Source organism: Bombella sp. ESL0380, assembly GCF_009725805.1.
GTDB classification, from domain to species: domain Bacteria; phylum Pseudomonadota; class Alphaproteobacteria; order Acetobacterales; family Acetobacteraceae; genus Bombella; species Bombella apis.
In genome coordinates, this window is sequence record NZ_WNIH01000005.1 from 51413 (window position 1) to 71935 (window position 20523).

The 20523-nt window shown below is 62.4% G+C and carries 16 protein-coding genes; 8 read left to right on the forward strand and 8 right to left on the reverse strand.

The genetic code is table 11. From position 1 onward, the window contains the following. A complete protein-coding gene (locus tag GM608_RS05945) occupies nt 1–990 on the forward strand; it encodes a diacylglycerol kinase family protein (RefSeq protein ID WP_333645214.1) in 990 nt (329 codons plus the stop codon). Here GM608_RS05945 and GM608_RS05950 read toward each other — a convergent pair. From GM608_RS05950 to GM608_RS05985, 8 genes are all read right to left on the reverse strand, one after another. Next, nucleotides 914–3787, reverse strand: coding sequence for a TonB-dependent receptor domain-containing protein (locus GM608_RS05950; RefSeq protein ID WP_333645215.1), 2874 nt, complete (start codon nt 3785–3787; stop codon nt 914–916). The genes GM608_RS05945 and GM608_RS05950 overlap by 77 nt on opposite strands. A 95-nt stretch (nt 3788–3882) precedes the next feature. Further along, nucleotides 3883–5322 carry a hypothetical protein gene (locus GM608_RS05955; protein ID WP_333645216.1) on the reverse strand — a complete coding sequence of 480 codons (1440 nt, stop codon included), beginning with the start codon at nt 5320–5322 and terminating at the stop codon, nt 3883–3885. Between the two features lie 2 nt (nt 5323–5324). Then, on the reverse strand, nt 5325–6530 hold the full coding sequence (locus tag GM608_RS05960; RefSeq protein WP_103765205.1) for a hypothetical protein: 1206 nt from the start codon (nt 6528–6530) through the stop codon (nt 5325–5327). Continuing rightward, a complete protein-coding gene (locus GM608_RS05965) occupies nt 6530–7066 on the reverse strand; it encodes a hypothetical protein (RefSeq protein ID WP_043557906.1) in 537 nt (178 codons plus the stop codon). The genes GM608_RS05960 and GM608_RS05965 overlap by 1 nt, the downstream gene beginning before the upstream one ends. Beyond that, nucleotides 7063–7926: a hypothetical protein gene (locus GM608_RS05970; RefSeq protein ID WP_154981260.1), complete on the reverse strand. Its 864-nt coding sequence runs from the start codon at nt 7924–7926 to the stop codon at nt 7063–7065. Before GM608_RS05970 ends, GM608_RS05965 begins: the two co-directional genes overlap by 4 nt. 5 nt (nt 7927–7931) lie before the next feature. Further along, nucleotides 7932–9260, reverse strand: coding sequence for a hypothetical protein (locus GM608_RS05975; RefSeq protein WP_103791287.1), 1329 nt, complete (start codon nt 9258–9260; stop codon nt 7932–7934). A gap of 8 nt (nt 9261–9268) precedes the next feature. Continuing rightward, a complete protein-coding gene (locus GM608_RS05980) occupies nt 9269–9766 on the reverse strand; it encodes a DNA polymerase III subunit chi (RefSeq protein ID WP_333645219.1) in 498 nt (165 codons plus the stop codon). 112 nt (nt 9767–9878) lie between these two features. Continuing rightward, the gene (locus tag GM608_RS05985; protein WP_192848461.1) at nt 9879–11396 is read right to left on the reverse strand and encodes a leucyl aminopeptidase; all 1518 of its coding nucleotides are present in this window, start codon (nt 11394–11396) and stop codon (nt 9879–9881) included. Nucleotides 11397–11609: 213 nt separating this feature from the next. On the opposite strand from GM608_RS05985, the gene GM608_RS05990 reads away from it, so the two are divergent. The 7 genes from GM608_RS05990 to rsmA are packed head-to-tail and all read left to right on the forward strand — an operon-like array spanning nt 11610 to nt 20498. Continuing rightward, nucleotides 11610–12401 carry a 3'(2'),5'-bisphosphate nucleotidase CysQ gene (locus GM608_RS05990; RefSeq protein WP_043557903.1) on the forward strand — a complete coding sequence of 264 codons (792 nt, stop codon included), beginning with the start codon at nt 11610–11612 and terminating at the stop codon, nt 12399–12401. A gap of 54 nt (nt 12402–12455) precedes the next feature. Beyond that, nucleotides 12456–13508 (forward strand): L-threonylcarbamoyladenylate synthase, encoded by a 1053-nt coding sequence (locus tag GM608_RS05995; RefSeq protein WP_249109711.1) that lies wholly within the window; start codon nt 12456–12458, stop codon nt 13506–13508. A 1-nt stretch (nt 13509) separates the two neighbouring features. Then, the gene (locus GM608_RS06000; protein WP_249080305.1) at nt 13510–14685 is read left to right on the forward strand and encodes an LptF/LptG family permease; all 1176 of its coding nucleotides are present in this window, start codon (nt 13510–13512) and stop codon (nt 14683–14685) included. Between the two features lie 29 nt (nt 14686–14714). After that, nucleotides 14715–15833, forward strand: a complete 1119-nt coding sequence (lptG, locus tag GM608_RS06005; RefSeq protein ID WP_081562877.1) for an LPS export ABC transporter permease LptG — start codon at nt 14715–14717, stop codon at nt 15831–15833. Continuing rightward, nucleotides 15833–18253 carry an LPS assembly protein LptD gene (locus GM608_RS06010; RefSeq protein WP_333645221.1) on the forward strand — a complete coding sequence of 807 codons (2421 nt, stop codon included), beginning with the start codon at nt 15833–15835 and terminating at the stop codon, nt 18251–18253. Before lptG ends, GM608_RS06010 begins: the two co-directional genes overlap by 1 nt. After that, nucleotides 18250–19650, forward strand: coding sequence for a peptidylprolyl isomerase (locus GM608_RS06015; protein WP_408863039.1), 1401 nt, complete (start codon nt 18250–18252; stop codon nt 19648–19650). Before GM608_RS06010 ends, GM608_RS06015 begins: the two co-directional genes overlap by 4 nt. After that, on the forward strand, nt 19647–20498 hold the full coding sequence (gene rsmA, locus GM608_RS06020) for a 16S rRNA (adenine(1518)-N(6)/adenine(1519)-N(6))-dimethyltransferase RsmA (RefSeq protein ID WP_333645223.1): 852 nt from the start codon (nt 19647–19649) through the stop codon (nt 20496–20498). Before GM608_RS06015 ends, rsmA begins: the two co-directional genes overlap by 4 nt. Nucleotides 20499–20523 lie beyond the last annotated feature (25 nt).

Consider the following 20523-nt stretch of genomic DNA (forward strand, 5'->3'; position numbering starts at 1 on the left):
ATGCACCCACCATCCTCCTCACCGCACCCCCATCCCCGCAGAGCACTGCTCATCATCAACCCGACAGCGGGGCATCACTCTCCCCGGCGGCAGGCTGCCTTCGTGAAGCATCTGGAACAGGCCGGGCTGGACGTGCGTGTCATGGAAACCCGCTACCGGGGCCATGCTGCGGAGATCGTGAAAATCCACCTGCCAGAAGCGGACCTCATCATTGCCGGTGGAGGGGATGGAACGATTGCCGAAATTGCCCACGCCATGCTGGGCCAGTCTTGCCCTCTGGCCCTCTGGCCTGTCGGCTCTGCCAATGTGCTGGCACTGGAGCTGGGCGTCCCCTTCCATGACGCCCGCAACGCCACCCTGATCGCCAGCGGGCAGACCCGCACGCTCTGGCCGGGCTGGCTCACCACAGAAGGACAGGCCAGCCCAACCCTGTTCCTCCAGATGGTCGGGGTCGGTCCTGATGGCTGGGTGGTGCAGCAGCTCTCCACGGCCCTCAAGAAACGGATCGGCCGGGCCGCCTATGCCGTCACTGCCCTGCGCCTGCTGTCCACCTATCCCTTCCCCGCATTCGAGACAGACGTGGATGGCCGATGCTACCAGTCCCGCCTCACCATCATCTCCAAAGGGCGGCTTTATGGCGGTCCGTTCCGGCTGTTCCACCACAACCACCATGAAGAGGCCGCCTTCTCCGTCTTCATGCTGCACCGGCTGCACCCGCTCTGCCTGCTGAAGCAGGCATGGGCTTTCCTCTGCCGGAACGACTGCACCACCCCGGCCTTTTCCTTCATCCGGGGGCGGACCATCACCTGCCCCGGCAGCCAGCCCGTTCCTGCCCAGAGTGATGGGGACTTCAGAGGAACAACGCCGCTCCACATCACCAGCGCACCAGCTCCCCTGACGGTCATCTGCCCGGCTAAAAATCAGCCCCCATCTGGAGAAAGAAACTTCTTCCGGCAATGTAGCCTGAATATTGGGAAAAGGCGGTATTGAAGGCCCCATCCGGCACGAAGGGCGGCCGACGGTTGAACAGGTTGCTGATGCCTCCCATCAGCTGGAACTGGTGCCACGTCCCTGACACCGTCACGTCATGCAGGATCGTTCCTCCCACGTGGGTCCGCCCGGATGTGGCCGGGTCAAGATCACGGTGCCCGTCATTCATCCTCATCCCGCTGATGATGCGTGTCATCCAGATGAGGCTGACATGGTCATGCCGCCATGTCGTGCTGATGTAATGCTGCTCCCGTGGTCGGCCACTGCCATTCAGATAGAGCAGACGACCTGTATAGTCCTGCCAGCTCCCGTTACGGGTCAGCTTCTGCCTGTAATTCAGAAGATACTGGGTGTTTTCATGAAGGCTCAGCTGGTCCCTGTCGCCCAGGGGCAGGCTGTAATGCAGGCTGAAATCCAGACCATCCGTCTTCAGGGCACCGACATTCTGCGGCAGGGCCTTGATGGCCGTGATCTGCCCGCTGCTGGAACGGGGCAGGATGGCACTACAGAAATCCGGCTCGCTGCCCGTGTAACATCCATCCAGAAGCGTCTGCGTGCTGAGGGTCGAGATCATGTCCCGCAGGCTGTAATGCCAGTAATCGACAGAGAGCCGCAACGCCCTGAGAGAGTGGGGCGTGATGTCCATGCCGACCGTTGCCGTACGCCCATATTCCGGCCCCAGCCGAGGATTGCCACCGGAGAGGGTCGGCAGCTGCCCGACCAGTGAAGAGGTGAAGCTGGCCGGGTTGATTCCTTCCTTCTGGCACCGTGCCTGCACCGCTCCCGCACGGCTGCCATAGCTTCCCACATGGGCGCAGGGATCGGATGCAGAAGCATAGCTCAATGTCTGGCCGCCATAGACATCATACAGCCCCGGCTGCCGGAACGAGGTGCCCAGCGTCCCCCGGAAGGCCACGTCCTGAACCGGTGCCCAGTGCAGGCCGGTCTTCCAGTTCAGCGGTGTTCCGTAATGACTGTATGAAGAGACACGGCCCTGAAGGTCAACCGTCAGGTCCCGGGCCAGTGGCGCACGCCGCAGCAGGGGAAGCTGGATTTCTCCATAACCCTCCGAAACGGTGAACCCACCGCCCGTATAGGCCCCCGCCGCCCCTGTGGACGCCCCCTGCGCCACGAGGGCATCAGGGTGATAGCTCAGCTGCTCCCCCCTATGTTCCATGCCTGCCGCCACCCCGACCGGCCCGCCATACATCCACGGCAGGGCAAAGAGATGCGGGTTCCGCAGGCGCAGCATCGTGTCCCGCAGCTGATAGGTGGCCCGGTCCTTCTGGGTGAACCGGACATGATCCTTCGCCTGCTGGCTGTAAGGCGCAAAAGGATTCTGCAACACGCAGCCCTGCGCCGCCTGGCATATGCCCGGGTCATAGACCACGGGACTGCGGGAATCCGTCACATCCAGCTGTCTCGTCCCTGTCGTTTCCAGCAGGTTGCGGTAATTGATCATGTCCTGCGTGTGAGAGGACAGATGGCTGCGCCCGTAGGTATAGGAGAGGTCATAATCCCACCCGGCTCCCAGCTGTCCTTTCAGGCCGGGCAGGAAGGTCCATGTATCAGTGTTGATGTGATTGCGCCGTGGCCCGACATCTTCCATCCGCTTGATGATGGACGCATCCCGCCCCCACGGATTGTACGGACTGGCCGCCGGCAGCAGCCATGAAGACGGCAGTGTGGATGGCGGGACACTCCCCTGCACCGGCGCTGGCGACTGGGTCCGTTCCACGAGCGTATGGCTGTATCGCATGGTGCCATAGAGCGTCACGAACCGGGAAAACCGCTCATGGGCATCAAGAGAGGCCGTGCCGTCATCATGGCGGTTCATGATCGTGGAATAGCGGGCAAAATTGTACAGATCGTCCCTGGTGAAGCGGCGGAAGCCGCCCTGCCCGTCCGGCACCATCTTCTGCCCCGTCTGCGGATTGATGAGCACGCCGGAAGGAATGATGGACGACCCGTAACTGGGGCTGCCCGTGGCCGGATTGTCATTCTGTGGCAGGGCTGACCAGCTGCGGTCCCGGTTATAGATGGGGCCGGTCGTGCTGTAGCTGCCCGCCAGCGTGACGTTGCCCCGCCCCTCATCAAAATTCATGCCGTGATAGGCGGAGACCTCGCCACCCCGGGCATCCCCGGCCTGCGCAATGCTCCCCCGCATGGTGATGTTGCTGCCCGTGAGGTCGTGCCGCAGATGGATGTTGATGACCCCCGCCACGGCATCCGCCCCATACAGGCCGGACCCGCCATCCTTGAGAATTTCCACCTTCTCGATCTGCTGCAACGGGATGGTGTTGAGGTCTACACATTCGGACCCGGCATTGAGGGTCGCCCTGTGCCCGTCAATCAGCACAAGCACCCGCCCTTGCCCCAGATTCCGAAGGTCCGTGCAGGATGCCCCCTTGCCCCCGTTGGTCAGGCTGTTCGGCGAACCGGATGAGCCGATGGAAGGCATCCTTTGCAGATAGTCCCCCAGAGACGTCACGGCACTGCGCTGTATCTCCTTCCCCGTGATGGTCTGCACGGGATTGGGGGATGTCTTCCGCCCACCCTGAAGGTAAGACCCTGTGACCGTCAACTGCTCGACAGGCTGGAAACGGGCCTGTGCTGCCTGATGTGCTGGTCCGTTGCCCCTGTTTCGAGAATGTTCTGATGCTGAGGGAGTTTTCACCGTCCCGGCCGTCTCAGGCTCCGCCACTGGCGGTTGGGCCTGCGCGGGCAGCACCGTCAGGACCGGGCAGACCAGCCCTCCACCCAGCATGAGGGCAACGCCCTGTCTGATAAACCGCACAGCCCCTCACACAGCGCATGATGAATCTTAAATCATATTTTATATGTTATAATATAACACCCTGACGGATACCAGAGCTTTTCAGGCAGGCCACCTCACAAGGCAACTCCGGCGGGCGACAGGCCCAGAGATACCAGCGCAAGCCCCAGCTGTTCCGGCTCATGCCCTTCCAGCACGGAACCCAGCACGGCCAGAAGAGGCACAAGCGGATCCCGTATCTGCACACTGGCCAACCGTCCCTCCTTCAGCACGACATGGTACCAGACATCTCCTCGGGCTCCCTCGGCCACGCCCAACCCTTCATCAGTACGGGGCATGGCCTGGCGCTCACTCTCCGCACCATAATCGGCGACAATACACTCCAGGATTTTCAGGGCTTCCTGACTTTCTGCCAGACGCTGCCGACTGCGTGCCCAGGCATCCCCTTCATGACGCCCAGCCCCACCCATCGCCCGCGTGCGGACACCCTCATCCATGTAACGCATGTCCAGATACCGCCCACTGGCCCGGCCAATCACCCCACCCAGCGCATAATCCCACGCCAGTTCTGTCGGCACGGTGGCTATGGTCTTCAACCGTCCATCCGACAAACGGGCCAGCTGTCTGATCTGCTCCAGCCGTGGGGCCATCCCCTGCACCACGGCCTGAACAAACGGAATCATCGCATCAACGCCACTGCTTCCCTCCAGCCTGATGCTGTCTGTCAGACGGCGGGACAGACCATGCGCCGTACAGAGACCCGCAAGATGCTCCCGGGCATGGTCGCACAGGCTCGCCATCAGGCCAGCACCAGCCTGATGGGCCGTCTGCGCCAGATCAAACAGATGCAGCCCCAGCCGCTCCACCTCCAGCAAAATGAGCCGTCTGTCCCGCTCCCGTGGGTCTATCTGGCGATTTTCTGCCTGCTCCAGCGCCCGGACGAACGCCAGAGGATGGGCCACAAACCCACCTGCCGAAATCCGGGCCACCAGCGGCATGGCCTCCTGCGGTGTCAACCCGACCAGACGGGACAGGACACCACGATGGCCAGCCGCAATCTGCACCTCCACCTGCTGCATCACACCGTCGGCCAGCACATAATCCACACCCAGCAGGCCCGGTATGGCCGTACGGAAGGGCGCAATCCTGCATCGTGGCAAAGGCTGCCCCGTCCCCTCGCTGACAGGCAGGGGACGGGCAGACAATGGCGCCGCAAGGGACCAGCTGCCATCATCCAAAGCCGGACTGTCATCCAACGCAGACCAGGCCTCCACACCCCAGAGGTCCCTGGCCATACGCTCCCCCCACTGGGCCGCCGGGAAATACTGCGAGGCTGCCTGATAACGCCCCTGCACCACCGCTGTACTGAGCAGCAAAGGCTGCTCACCCTGTAACAGGAACAGGGCCGTGGCCCATTCCTCATCCGCCCAGAAACCCAGCAGGGACATCAGCCGGACATTCTGCTGCAACAGATGCAGCCAGCCCTCCGCCGTCACACGGTAATGAAACAGCCCGACACGCTCCCCTTCGGGCAGGACGACTGATCCTTCCGTCATGTTCAATGTCCTTTCAGGTCAGGCAAGGGAGGAACCAGCATGCCTCCCCAGACCAGCAGCGCAACGGCCAGCAGGGCCAGAAGAACCAGCAGCAGAAGGAGCTCCCGCATCACCCAGCCACCACGCTGCCAAACGGCCAGAACACCCTGCGGCATGGTTTCCAGCTCCAGATGCCGGAATCCCAGCATCACACAGGCCAGCAGCCCAAGCAGGGCCGGCCAGCCCAGCAGCGGCGCCATGACAGCCAGTACGATCATGATGACGGGCAGGACCATCTGCACCGGCAGGGCAGCCACACCTCCCAGAAGCAGGCCATCACATCCCAGCCGCAAGGCCGTGGCGAGCAGGGCGCCCCCATAAAGCAGGAGAAGGCATGGCATCTGCCCTGTTCCCGCAGCCAGCACGCCCAAACCCGTCATCCATGAAAGAAGTGGAAAACTGCCCTGTCGCCCCAGAAACGTGCCTGCCAGAGCCAGCAGTCCAGCCACCACCATGAGGTGCCGCATGAAAGGGGTCACGGCCAGCAGCGCCATAAGAAACAGCGGAACAAAACGCAGCCCCGCATCCAGCAGGACCAGCTCTGCCCGGCTGGACACGGCACTCCCCAGCCCCGCCATCATGCACAACCCTGTCAGCGCCAGAACCTGCCCAACCTGGGCTGCACTCTCGCTGCTGGAAAACACACCCCCTCCCTGCATCACTGCAAAGCCAAGCCCCGCCAGTATCAGGCCACTCAGCCGCAGACGGACCACCTCCCAGGCAGGCATGGCCCGCCGGGTTGCCCGGCCATCCCACCAGGCCAGCAGGACAGTCCCGGCACCATCAAAAAACAGGGCTGCCAGAGGGGGGCGCAGCAGAAGCCCCATAAACACACAACCTGTTACCAGAAAGGGCAGATAGACGCTCATCCCTTCCCTGAAGGACGCCGTCCCCGTGATCGGTTCAGTTCTGCCCCGCAGAACAAAGAGCAGCGCCGGTACACAGGCCTCCATGGCCAGACAGACCTCCTGTCCCCACGTCATGCCGGACGAACAGCCCAACAGGGCCAGGCCACTGAGACCCAGCCCCAGCCGTGCCATGAAGCTGGCCTGATCGGGCCGGCGTGAAGCCCACAGGACCCAGACCACCAGAAACGGCCAGCACATCAACCCGAACAGCACAGGAGACGCAAACAGTCCGGAAGAGAAAGACGCGGCAGCCAGCATCATCACCCTTCCTCCACCCGCAGCCAGGCCAGCCGGGGCAGAAGCACAAGTGCCAGGAACACCATGACCGCCCAGAGTGCCACAGCCGTCACGAACAGCCCCCATGAAGGCAGGATGGCCGCCATCACCATGAGGCCATCCACAGCCATGATCAGCCCGCAGAACTGGGCCAGAGCCACACCACAGGCTGCTGCACACAAACCGGCCAGCACCAGACCGATGCCAAAAGTCGGCACCAGTCCGAGACCTGCCCCAAAGAAAGCCAGAACAACCTGAAGGAGCAATGTCATCACGACAGGCAGCAAACCCCGCCCACTGGCAAGGAGACGCCCTTGCTGGCCAACAGCAAAATGCCGCACGAGCCCCCACAGGATCAGATTGAAGACCGGCAGCAGCAGGGCACAGAGACCTGCCAGCCCTCCCGTACCGGATGTCCCCGCAATGATGGCGCAGAACCCGCCATAAAGCGGCAGCCAGCGACCATCCCGCCCCAGCCTCAGCAGAACGAATACCAGTGCGCAGGCAAACCCGGCCATCATACGGCAAACCTCCCGGCAAGCGCCATCAACCCGGCCAGCCCCAGCAGAAGGGCCACAAACCGTCCATGCCGTCTCATGCCTGTCATCTGCCCCAGAGCTACCAGAACACTCCCCCCCACGAACCTGACAGACAGCCCGAGAACTCCCCCCGGCCCCTCCAGACCAAACAGGACAGGCAGCAGAAGATCCCCCAGAAGCAGCGACCAGCCAGCATGATACACGCCCACGATCACCTGTCGCTGATCCCGTGCCAACCGGCCAACAGGCTGGCCCCTCGCCACCATGTCATCAGCCAGTGTCTGGCGATCCGGCAGGGAGGTCGTCAGGGCCAGCGCCACGGCACAGCAGAGGGCTGTCCCAGCCAGACTGGACCCCGGTGCCGCCAGCAAAAGCTGCTGCACACCCCGCAGGCCGGTCACACCCGGAGCCGCCAGCACGATGAAAGCTTCTGTCAGACAGAGGACTAGGCAGCAGCGTCCATGCATCCACCAGAGCGGCCCCGGGACAGCCCAGAAAGCGCCAGCCAGCAGAACACTCCCCATCAGCAACGGGTCCGCCAGCCATGCACCCATCACGGCACCGACATCCGGCATGACGATGGACAAACCCGCCAGACAGAGCAGCACCAGCAGCCCCAGAGCCAGCATCAGCCCATCCTCCAGCGGCAGGCCATGCCGCAGGGTCAGCCGCCAGAATGCAGCCATCCGGCCATATCTCTCCCGCAATGGTGCCACAGCCCTGCCAACCAGCAGGGCCGGAACATCCTCCCCCAGCCAGAACATTACCGGCAGGAGAAGCAGGATCACGGCCAGCTGAAGGCTCAGCTCCAGCAGAACACGAAGGCCAGAAAGCAGAACCATGCCCATCATTGCGCCAGCCCCATGACAACCAGCACACCCCCCAGAAAGACAAGCCAGAAAACTGCTTCCGGCTCCTGCACAGGGAGAAGGGACAGAATCTCCCTTGCGGAAAGACGAACACTGCGAACCTGCCGCTGCCCCCGCATCAACCACCGCCGCAGGCCCCGGGGACGGACAGGCTGTGCCTGCATGTAAGGCTGGAGACTACCCAGCATGGGGCTGCTCCCTCCATCCCGTTGCAGGCCAGCATCCGGCCCATCACGCCAGCGCCCACGGGACAGGCAGAACCAGAGAGGCAGCAGGCCCGCCCAGAAAAGCGGCAGGGCCATCAGACTGCCATCACCACCGGACAGGCCATACAACCAGGCCGCCCAACCCGCACCATGGCCCGTCATCCAGCCTGCCACCATGCCACAGGCCGAAGGCAGCCCCATGGCCAGAAAGAGACCCCATATCCAGGACCGGCGGCGCTCCTCTGGCAGGACGGCCGCACCTTCACCCAGCAGCACCATGCCATCCCCACAGGCCAGCCCCATGATGGCCACCCCCAGCAAACAGCCCACCACGGTCCATCCTTCCGTACTGCTGCTCAACCCCAAAGCCGCATGAAGACCAACCCACCCTACGACAAATCCCGGCAACGGCGGAGCTGGCAACAGCAGCAGGGCCGCCCGGTGCCAGATCACAGCCAGAGACTGACAGACAAGGTCCAGCAGAAGCGCAAAAAGGGCACCCTCCACCCCAAGGTCCATGCCCTGTTGGCGTGAAATTTCCACAATGCCCAACAGAAGCACGGGCCGCACCAACCGACAGTGCCGATACAGGGAGAGCCGGTCCGGCCACGCCCCGGCCAGAAGACATACCCCCGCCAGACCGACAGCGGCCAGAACCCACCCCAGAGGATGCAGAGCAGCCAACCCATGCCCCAGCCCCAGCAGCAGGAACAGGGCGACCAGACGGGCCGCCCCATCGCTGCCGGCCCGGCCCGCAGCCCAGAGACAGACGGCCATCAACCCCACGCCCCCTGCCCCATCAGGCAGCAGACCATACCCAACCAGCGCCGGAATCCCCCAGACGGGCTGAAAAACGGTCCCTCCTCCCATGAGGGTGAGCGACACGGCTACCAGACAGGCCGCCGCCCCTACATGGTGCGAGACTGCCAGCGCCAGCATGGCCACGACCATGCCTGCCATGTGGCAGCCGCCCCGCCGCCAGAGAGCCAGTGGCACGGAACGCCAGAGCCCGCTGACAAAAATGCGGACATGCCTCTCCCCACAGAGCAGCACGGCCATAAAAACCAGCAGACAGACCATGAAAGGGTCATGAAACGACATGTCCGGCTTTACCCTGCCCTTCTCCAACCTCTGGCGTCCTGCTGCCAGTATGTCAGGCGGTATCCGGCCTGTTTCATCTCTTTCCAGCGCAGACGGGCCTGCTGGACGGCGTCCCCGTCATGCCCGTTGAACAGGTCGAAAATCCTCCTGAACCCCGTCAGCGCCCCATCCCAGGCCCCATTCATGCGGAACAGGAAGGCGCCGCCATTGGGTAATTCATCACACGCTGTCAGCCAGACAGGCTGGCGGTCCGCATGGCCCATCGCACGGCTGCCATGTGGCAGCCAGACACCGGCAGGCGTGGCCCACAGGGCCTCGTCCAGCATCTTGACCTGCCCGGCATCCTGACAGCGGATCACGGCACGCTCGCCAGCCTCAAGCGTCCGGTTCAGCAGGGCAGGCAGGGCGGTTTCAAAAGACGTCCGTGTCAAATGATAGAACCCCACCTGCACGTCCTGCGGCGGATACACCCTGTGCGTGACCAGCCCATCAGACGGCTCCTGCATGTCATGCCTCTTTCATGAAAAGCCCTTGCCGGTTTCCTTTCCCACAGGGGGGAAACCAGCAAGGGCCAGCCCGGACATGCCCCCCTGCGGGGACTGCCCGTCTCTCCATCCCTCAGTACCGGGACGTTCTCTCCTGATGCAACCGGACAAACCGGTCCAGCAGCCGTACACCAAACCCACTGGCACCTTTAGGGGTAATGGCAGAAGCCTGCTCTGCCCACGCTGTGCCGGCGATATCCAGATGAGCCCAGGGTGTATCCCCGACAAAACGCTTCAGGAATTCGGCTGCCAGAATGGAACTGCCCGGCCGTCCCCCGATGTTCTTCATGTCGGCAATGTCGGAATCAATCCGGCGATTGTAAGAGGCCCCCATCGGCATGCGCCACAGGGTCTCACCGCTTTCCTCACCAGCCTGGGCCAACGCACTGGCAAGCTGGTCATCATTGCTGAACAGCCCAGCATGATCGCTGCCCAAAGCCACGACAATGGCCCCTGTCAGCGTGGCCAGATTGACCATCAGGGCCGGTTCAAAAGTCTGCCGTGTGTAGGACAGGAGATCCGCCAGAACGAGACGCCCTTCCGCATCAGTATTCAGCACCTCGATGGTCTGCCCGCTATGGCTTTTCACGATGTCACCCGGACGTTGGGCCGCCCCGGAAACCATGTTTTCCACAAGGCCGACAACCCCCACGGCATTGACCGGTGCCTTCCGGCGGGCCAGAGCGCTCATCACGCCCACAACAGCGGCAGCACCGCCCATGTCCATCTTCATTTCATCCATGCCAGCAGCGGGCTTGATGGAAATGCCACCGGAATCAAAGGTCACACCCTTGCCGATGAAGGCCAGCGGCGCACTGTCAGTCCCGGCAGCCCCCCTATGCCGCATGATGACGGTGAAAGGCGGCTTCTCGCTGCCCTGCGCCACGCCCAGCAGGGCCCCAAAGCCAAGCTCTTCCATCCGGGCACGGTCCAGCACCTCGACCTCCAGCCCCAGAGATTCCAGCTCTTTGATGCGCTGTGCAAATTCCTCCGGGAAAAGGACATTGGCGGGCTCGTTGACGAGGTCCCGCGTCAGGAAAACACTTCTGCCAAGCCCTTCCAGCTCCTTCCAGCCTGCCCGGGCCTCTGCCAGCTGTCCGGCATCAGGCAGGACCACATGCAGTGCCTGAAGGGCCGGTGTCCTGCTGCTTACCGTTCTGTAGCGGTCAAACCGATAGCTACCCAGCTGGGCACCCAGGGCGATTTCCGCCGCCAGCGGCGCCTGCCCGGCTTCCAGCAGCAAGGCAGCGTCCTGCGCCTCGACACCGCTGGCCTTCAGCAGTTTCACAGCCTCACCCCCGGCACTCCGGGCCGCCGTCCCAACACTCTGCGGCTCATCATCCGCCGGGGCGCAGCCCAGAAGGTGGAACTGCGCCACAGCCGCTGATGGAGCTGTCAGGCTGAGAGTCTGTCCGGCCTTGCCAGAGAAGTCCCGCAAGGAAACAGCACGGGACAGGGCACCGCCCAGAGCCTCATCATGCTGGCGGAACACGGCACCCTGTGCAAACTCCGCTCCATGACAGAGCAGAACAGCGGAAAGGCCATTACCATCTTCCGGGCGGGCTGCTGCTGTAAAAGAAATATCGATCATGATCATCCTGTTTCATTCTTCTGGCAGGCCCCACCTTCTGCAGGAACAGCATGGACCCTGCCCTCATCTGCAAAGAAAGCCTCAGCCCCGGCCAGGACTGGCGGACCAGCCTCACATGAGCGTGACGGGATGGGACTTCCTCTTTTCAGTCCGCCCATCATAGCAGAGAAGAGGAGAAGTGACGAATGATCCATAATACGGTAACCTGTTGCCATGACTGTTTCCCCCGAGACCCTCCCACACGACCATGAGCTGCTGACGCTGGCTCTGGAAATTGCCACCGAAGCCGCCGGGATCGTAAGAGAGATCCGTGACCGTGGGTTCCAGACCGAGATCAAGGCCGATTCCTCGCCTGTCACGGAAGCAGACAAGGCATCGGAGCGCCACATCCTCGCCCGCCTGCGGGACGCCTGCCCGGCCATCCCCGCCATTGCGGAAGAGGAACATGCCGCAGGCATCCATGTCCCGGCGGGCAATAGCTACTGGCTGATTGATCCCCTTGATGGCACACGGGGGTTCGCCGCCGGAGGGGAAGATTTCACCATCAATATCGGGCTGATCCGCAACAACAGGCCCGTGCTGGGTGCCGTGGCCCTGCCCGCCAGACAGGGCGTGTATGGCGGGGGTATCGGGCAGGGAGCCTTCCAGCTGATCGGCACGCAGCGCCACCCCATCAGGACGACAGAGCCGGGACCGGATGGGCTGCGGGTTCTGACATCATCTCACCACACATCCGAGGCCCTGCTGAAAAAATGGCTGGCCGGGCGGCATGTCCAGTCCGTCACGCACATGGGGTCTGCCGCCAAGATCATCCTCATTGCCGAGGGCAAGGCTGATTTCTACCCCCGCTTCGGTCCGACCATGGAATGGGACACCGCTGCCCCGCAGGCCATCCTGGAAGCCGCAGGCGGGCACCTGCTGGACGATGCAGGCCAGACACTGCGCTACGGCAAAAAGGGCTGGCTCAACTCCCCCTTCTTCTGCACCGGCTATTCGCAGGACTGACCTCCCCCTCCCAACTCTCTCCCCCTCCCCGCTTCATCACCCGGTATCATCACCATGCCCCATACTGCCTCCTCCCATCACCGCACAGAACGGCTCGACCAGGACCATGATGGTATCCGGCGTGCAGCCCGGCTGCTCCGGCAGGGGGCTCTGGTCGCCTTCGGGACGGAAACGGTCTACGGGCTGGGAGGGCTGGCCACCTCACAGCGGACAGTGGAGCGTATCTTCAAGGCAAAAGGACGCCCATCCTTCAATCCCCTCATCAGTCATTTCGCTTCAGCTGATGCCGCCTTTGCCGAGGCCGACATGGCCATTCCCCTGCATGACATGGCCCGACGTCTGGCCCAGCGTTTCTGGCCCGGGCCGCTGACACTCATCCTGCCCCGCCATGCGAAGAGCCGTATTGCACAGGCGGTCACCGCAGGGTTGGAAACGCTGGCGGTCCGTGTTCCCAAAGGCCGTGCGGTGGAAGACCTGCTCCGCCTGGCCGGGGCTCCCATTGCGGCTCCTTCCGCCAATCGTTCCGGCAGGGTCAGCCCTTCCACCGCACGTCACGTTCTGGACGAGCTGGAAGGCCGGATTGATGCCGTGCTGGACACGGGGCCCTGTGCCGTCGGGCTGGAAAGCACCGTGCTGGACCTCTCCGGGTCCCGCCCCATACTCCGCCGCCCCGGAGGCGTGACGCTGGAAGAGTTGCAGGAAATCTGCGGTCCCATCATTGTGGCCGACCATGCTGGCGCAGCTGATGGCACCAGCCACCCCAACGCCCCGGGGCAGCTCTCATCCCATTATGCACCGTCCCTGCCTGTCAGGCTGGATGCTACCCACGCCCAACCCGATGAGGCCTTCCTGACCTTTGGGGACACACAGGCTGAGACAGTTTCCTCCAGCCTCACCCTCAATCTCAGCCCCGATGGCAATGTGGAAGAAGCTGCCCGCCGCCTGTTTGCCAGCCTGCGCCAGCTGGACCAATCTGCCAGTCGGCAGGGACTGGCCGGCATAGCCGTGGCTCCCCTGCCGGATGCCGGGCTGGGCCGTGCCCTGAAAGACAGGCTGAAACGGGCGGCCGCTCCCCGCCCGACGGATTCTGCCGCTCCCCCAACCTGACATGGCCCGGCTCCATGCAGGCAGGGGCGGGCGCCTCATAAAACCCGAAAGGCTCCTCCCCCTGCGGGAACGTTACATCCTCCAGCACCTGCTTCTGGGACTGGCCGCCCTGACGGGCGGAGCCACTGCCCTGATATGGCTGACCCAGTCGCTGCATTTCATCGGCATGATCGTCCAGCACGGTCTCTCCCTGCCAGCCTTCCTGCATCTGACCCTGCTGATGCTCCCCTCCTTCATCACCGTCATTCTGCCGGTGACCTGCTTCCTCGTCATTCTCTGGGTCTATCAGCGGCTGGACAGTGACCGGGAACTGACCATCCTCCAGGCTACCGGTCTGTCCCCTCTACGACTGGCCTGCCCCGGCCTGCTCTGCGCCGGTTTTGCCACTCTGACAGCTTATGGATTGAGCCTGTGGGGGGCACCTCTCGCCTATCATCACTTCCACCGGTATGAGCTGGAAATCCGCAACCGGGCGGCCGCCTTCCTGCTGGAAGAAGGGGTCTTCACCCCCATCTCGAAAGCCATGACCGTTTATGTCCGCGAACGCCGCAGCGATGACAGTTTTGGTGGTATCATGATTGAGGACAACCGGGTTCCGACCAATCCCGTGACCATCCTTGCCGAGGATGGGCTGGCAGAGCCGCACGGCAATACGCTGCGCCTGATCCTGCATAACGGCTCCCGCCAGACACTTAACCGCCGGACCGGGGAGCTGAGTACCCTGCTCTTCCAGCTTGAAACGCTGGATTTCGGCTCCCCACATGACCAGGCCCTCAGCCCGGACGTGGCGGAACTGACCATGTCCCAGCTTTTCCACCCACAGGGCGATCTGTCCCCCCATGCACGCAACAAGCTGCTCATCGAAGGCTGGACACGCCTGACCGGCCCGCTGGCCTGCCTGTCCTACGGCATGATCGGACTGCTCTGCGTGCTGCGGGGGCGTTTCAGCCGCCATGGCAACATCATCCGGCCAACAGTGGCCATCCTGAGCGTCGTGGGGCTGATGATCCTGTCCCTGATGCTCAAGAATCTGGCGGAAAGAGACCCATCACTCGTGCCCCTGCTATGGACGGAGGTTCTGCTGCCCATTACCCTCGGGGGAGGGCTTCTGCTGTGGGATGCCACCCGCCGTTACAGGCTGTCCGCCGCCCCTGTTCCCTCCCCGGCCTCCCGCTAGCCCGACACGACAGAGAGCGCTGCGCCCCCATGGTCCATTCCGGTTTCTCTTTCACTCTTGCCCGTTATGTCGGCCGCCGGTTCGTCATGACAACGTGCCTGACCCTATTGGCCCTGACCGGACTGATCTCCCTGTTTGACTTCATCGACCTCCTCCGTCGGGCTGCCGCCCATCCAGAGGCTGGCCTCATGCGCGTGCTGGAAATCACCGCCCTGCATGTGCCGTATTATGTGATCTATATCCTGCCCTTTGCCATATTGCTGGGGGGTGTGATCTGCTTCTCCCGTCTGGCCCGGTCTTCCGAACTTGTCGTAACACGGGCGGCGGGAATATCCGCCTGGCAGGTTCTCACCAGCCCTGCGCTCTGTGCCGCGCTGATGGGACTTGCCGTCAGTGCCGGGCTGTCGCCCCTTTCCTCCTTCAGCTACGGGCTGGCGGCCCAGCTGGACAAGACATGGCTGCGGGGCCAGCACGACCATGACGGAACCCGTTTTTCCGATCTATGGATACGGGACCCCGGCAATCCGGCTGCCCATGGTGATGTCATTTTTCATATCGGCACACTCCAGCAGCAGGGCCGGACCCTGCGCGGGCAGGCCATCACCATCTTCCGGCTGGGTCATGACATGACACTCCAGCAGCGGATGGAAGTCTCCGAAGGTCTGCTTGCGGATGGCTTGTGGAGACTCCATGGCGTTCTTGTCCTTTCGGATGGCCATCCCCCACAATGGAAAAATGACAGCCTGTTCCCCTCCGGAATCACTGCGGAAACCTTAAAACAGCGCACCCTTCCGGCCGATGCCCTGTCCCTCTGGGCATTGCCCGGGGTGATTAAACTGTTGCGTCATTCCGGTTTTTCCACGATACCTTATCGTCTCCACTTTCAAGGGCTACTGGCCCTTCCTATGCTGGCCGTCACCATGACGCTTGTTTCCGCCGGTTTTTCCATGCGCCCAGCCGGGCGGGGCGGGATCATGCGCATGCTGGGCGTTGGTGTCACCGCTGGCTTTGCCCTTTTTGCTGTCTCCAAAATAGCCGAGCAGCTGGGAAAGTCTGGAGCTCTACCCCCGTTCCCTGCTGCATGGGGTCCGGCGGGTGCCGGTTTGTGTCTTGCCGCAGCCCTGCTGCTGCACTTGGAGGATGGCTGATGCCACTGTCTGATGACTTTCCATTCCGCGCTGGAAAGCCCCGGTCACTGCTTAGCCAGGCCCTTGCAGGGACAGCCCTGGGGGCCCTGCTTCAGGTCATTCCTGCCTCTGCCCAGCCCGCCCCGCAGACCACTCCCGACAGCACGGCAGCCATGGCGGGCACAGCTCCCCGGGCAAAAGCCCCGAAGAATGCCCGCACTCTGCCCTCCAGCCCGACGACGGACAGTTCAGCAGATGGGCGTGTTTCCAGCTCAGACCCGGTGACGTATCTGGCCGACCATGAAAGCTACGATAAAACCGGGCTGCTCATTCTGGAGGGGAATGTCCGCCTCTGGCAGGGCGAGCAGACCCTCCGGGCTGATACGGTCACCTACGACCGGGCAGCAGGCATCATCAGGGCCATCCATCATGTAGCCCTGACACAGCCTGACGGGACCATCGCCTACGCTGACCATGTCGAGCTGGCCCACGGCATGAAAGATGCTGTCAGCTCCTCCATGTATGTCCGCATGCCAGATGAGGCCAAACTCTCCAGCAGCGGCATGCGCCGGAGCAACAGCCGCGTGACGGATTTCGCCAACCCCGTCTATACGGCCTGTCCCGTCTGTGCGGCTCACCCCGAGCGCTCACCCGTCTGGGACATCAAGGCCCATGGCATGACGCAGGACAAGGACAACCAGAACATAGAGTTCGACCGGGCCTGGCTGCATGTCCTTGGTGTGCCGGTCTTCTATTTTCCTTATCTGCCTGTCACGGATCCCAGCTCACAACGCCACAGTGGCCTGCTGAATTTCAATGTCAAACCCCATGACCATTATCTGGGTACGGTCTTCAGCCTGCCCTATTACTGGGTCATTGACGGACATCAGGACGCCACCTTCACACCGCTGGTCTCCACCAAATCCGGCCCGCAGCTTTCCACCATCTACCGCAACCGCCTGAACAACGGTTATATCCGTTTTGAGGGCGGGGTGGCTGATGACACCCTGCGGGGACGGCCCTTCTACAACGCCTTTGGCGAGCTCAGCAACGGCGGGAAAGAACACGGCGCACAGGCCTATATCGCCAGCCGTGGCGAGTTCAATCTCTCTCCGCACTGGCGGGTTGGCTTCAATGCCAATCGTGCCACCTCAGCCAACTACATGCGCGACTACAGCCTGCCAGGCTATGGCAACGACACGCTCAATTCCAACGCCTATCTGGAAGGCTTCGGGGTCGGCTCCTATCTCCGGCTGGATACGCAGGTCTATCAGGGGCTGAACCAGGGGCTCATCAACAACAGGGACCTGCCCTATTCCCTGCCCCGCTTCACCTATGAGTTCCAGGGAGAGCCGGACCGGCTCGGCGGGCGGCTGAGCATCCACACGACCGATTTCGTGGTCCTGCGCGAGCGTGGTGCCAACGACCAGCGTGGCGAGCTTGCCCTCCAGTGGGATCGCCCATGGACCAACCGTTGGGGACAGCAATGGGTGCTGACCGCTCGTGTTGACTCCATGCTCTACCACGCCACCCGCATGCATGAGCAGCCGCTCTATGAAAATGCAGGCTCCCATGTCCGGGGGCAGGCCCAGCCGACGGTGGCTGTCAAGGTCAGCTGGCCCTTTCTCCGCTCCTTTGCCAAAGGGCATGGCACGCAGGTTCTTGAGCCCATCGTGCAGCTGATCGCCGCCCCCAATACCGGTAATGCCCTGCACAGACAGCTCCCCAATGAAGACAGCTTCGCCTACGAATTCAACGATACGACGCTGTTCGCGCTGAACCGGTACATGGGCACCGACCGGCTTGATGGTGGCCTGCGGGCCAATATCGGCCTGCATCAGAACTGGAGCTGGAATGGCCGCTCCATCGACATGCTGATCGGGGAGAGCTTCATCGAGCACCCCACCCGTGGTGGTCCGGCCTATCTTGCCTATTCTGGTGTCCAGCACACCTTCTCCGACCCTGTCGGACGGATCCAGATGACACCGTCGCGCTTTTTCGACCTGACAGCCCGCGGGCGCTTCAATCCCTACAGCCGGAGCTTCGATTACGGGGAAGGGCTCGTTTCTGCCGGGCTGCCTTTCCTGCGTGTGTCGGCCGGGTATGTCTATGAGCCGATAACATCATATTACTATTACTACACCCCGCATTTCAGACATCTGGACCCCACAATCCTGAACAATCCCTATCTCAGCAAGACAAGCGAGATCAGCGGGGGCGTCACGGGCCGCTGGAAAAACTTTCACTTTTCCTATTATACGAGGCGCAGTCTTTCCCGTAAGGAATTTGTGGCGAACGGAGGTGCAATCGGTTACTCTAATGACTGTCTCACATTGAACATCTATATTTCCCGTCAGAATACCCGCATCGGTGGGCGGCGTCCTAAACCGAATGTCGGCTTCAGCATTTCACTCAAATCTCTCGGTACGTTCGGAAAATGATCTTGACCACGTCCTTCTGCTCCCGTCTCTTCCGCTCCACCCTTCTGCCCCTGACAGCCTGCGCCGCCCTGATGGTCGGCGGTGGCGCCGTGGCCGCCCGCCATGGGCAGGCCCCAGCCCAGAAGCAGGCAGCTGCGACCCCATCAGACCAAGCAGGTTCTCCCTCTGCCCTGACAGAAGACCAGATCATTGCGATCGTGAACGGGCAGATCCTCACACAGCGTGATGTGGAAGACCGGGCCCGACTGTTTGCCGTTTCCACCGGGCTGCCCCTCACCCCCGAAATCATGGCACGGATGCGCAGCCAGCTCATCAACCAGCTGATTGATGAACGGCTGAAAATGCAGGAAATCCTTGGCCGACACATCAATGTCGAACCTGAGCAGATTGCCGAGGCTATCCACACCATTGAGGCCCGCAATGGCATGCCGGAAAATGCCCTGCGGAACCGCCTGAAAGCGGATGGTATCTCCCTGACGACCCTGATCGACCAGCTGCGTGTCCAGATCGGCTGGATGCAGGTTCTCCGGGAAGACCTCGGCGTTCGCAGCCGTGTGACCCCCCTCCAGATCACCCAGCGTGAGCAGGCCCTTCAGAATGAAGCAGGCCGCCCGCAATATTTCATCAGTGAAATCTTCATCCCTGTCATTGATCCCCGTCATGATGAGACGGAACTCTCCTTTGTGAAGACCATCATTACACAGCTGCGCAACGGAGCTCCCTTTCCCATCGTGGCAGCCCAGTTCTCACAGGACCAGTCCGCCCTTCAGGGGGGCTCCCGCGGATGGATGCAGGAAGACAACATCGAGCCGGAAGTACTTTCCGTCATCAGAAAAATGCCGGAAAATGCCATCTCCAACCCCATCAAGGTTCCCGGCGGTTACGCCATTGTCACTGTTCATGCCCGCCGGACCATCGGCAAGCAGATGGGGACACTCCTCAGCATGAGGCAGGCTTTCTTCCCCTTCAGCTCTGCCCTGAATCCAGCTGAACCGACAGACCAGCAGAAGCTCTCCCTCCAGAAAGCTCTTCATGCGTCCCAGACCATCAAAAGCTGCAATGAGATGGAGAGTCTGAACACCTCCCTGGGCAATACCCGCCCCAGCAATCCTGGCCTTCAGGTCATGGAGCGTCTTGCGCCGCAGATGCGGCAGGTCGTGGAGAAAATCCCCACGGGGCATGTCTCCCGCCCGCTTGTGGCACCGGATGGCATTGCGCTCATCATGGTCTGCTCCCGTGAAGAACGCAATCTGGCACAGCAGACACCCGGCCAGATTGCCGACCAGCTGATGAATGAACGTGTTGAGCAGGCCTCCCAGCAGCTCCAGCGTTCCCTGCGCCGCCACGCCATCATCAAGCTCCGTCCGGCCGCCAAAACCGTATTGTCCCACGGATGACACCCGAGACTGCCCTGCCCCCCCTTCCTTCCCTGCGGGAGAGCATCCGGGCGCATGGGCTGGACGCCCTCAAGACACTCGGCCAGCACTTCCTGCTGGACCCCACGCTCTGCATGCGCATTGCCGCTCTGGGCGGCAATCTGACCGACAGTCACGTCGTGGAGATCGGTCCCGGGCCGGGGGGGCTGACCCGGGCCCTGCTGCAATCCAATGCCAGAAGCGTTCATGCTGTTGAAATTGACCGACGGGCCTGGCCTCTCCTTGAAGAGCTTCAGACCCATTATCCAGACCAGCTGCACATCGTCCGCCAGGATGCGCTGAAGCTGGATGCGGCCCAGCTCGCCCCCGCCCCCCGACAGATCATCGCCAATCTGCCCTATAATGTCGCCACCCCTCTTCTTGTAGGCTGGCTACGACAGGCCGGCCAATGGTCCCGCATGGCTCTGATGTTCCAGAAAGAGGTGGCTGAACGGGTCTGCGCCGCCCCCGGCACCTCCGCTTACGGGCGGCTGGCCGTTCTTTCACAATGGTGCGCTGACTGCTCCATCGCCTTGACCCTGCCACCGGGGGCCTTCTCACCACCACCCAAGGTCCACTCAGCTGTGGCGCTCATCATCCCTCATGCTGAGCAGCCTTCTCCGCCCTTGTTCAAGGCCATGGAACAGGTCACGGCAGCAGCCTTCGGGCAGCGCCGCAAGATGCTGCGGGCTGCGCTAAAACCCATCAAGGGGGCCATACTGCTGGAAGAAACCGGCATCGACCCGACCAGACGGGCAGAGACGCTCTCCATTGCCGAATTTGACAGCCTCGCCCGCTGTCATCTCCAGCAAAAGCAGAACGATACATAAACAGAAAGCCCCCCATCATTTATCT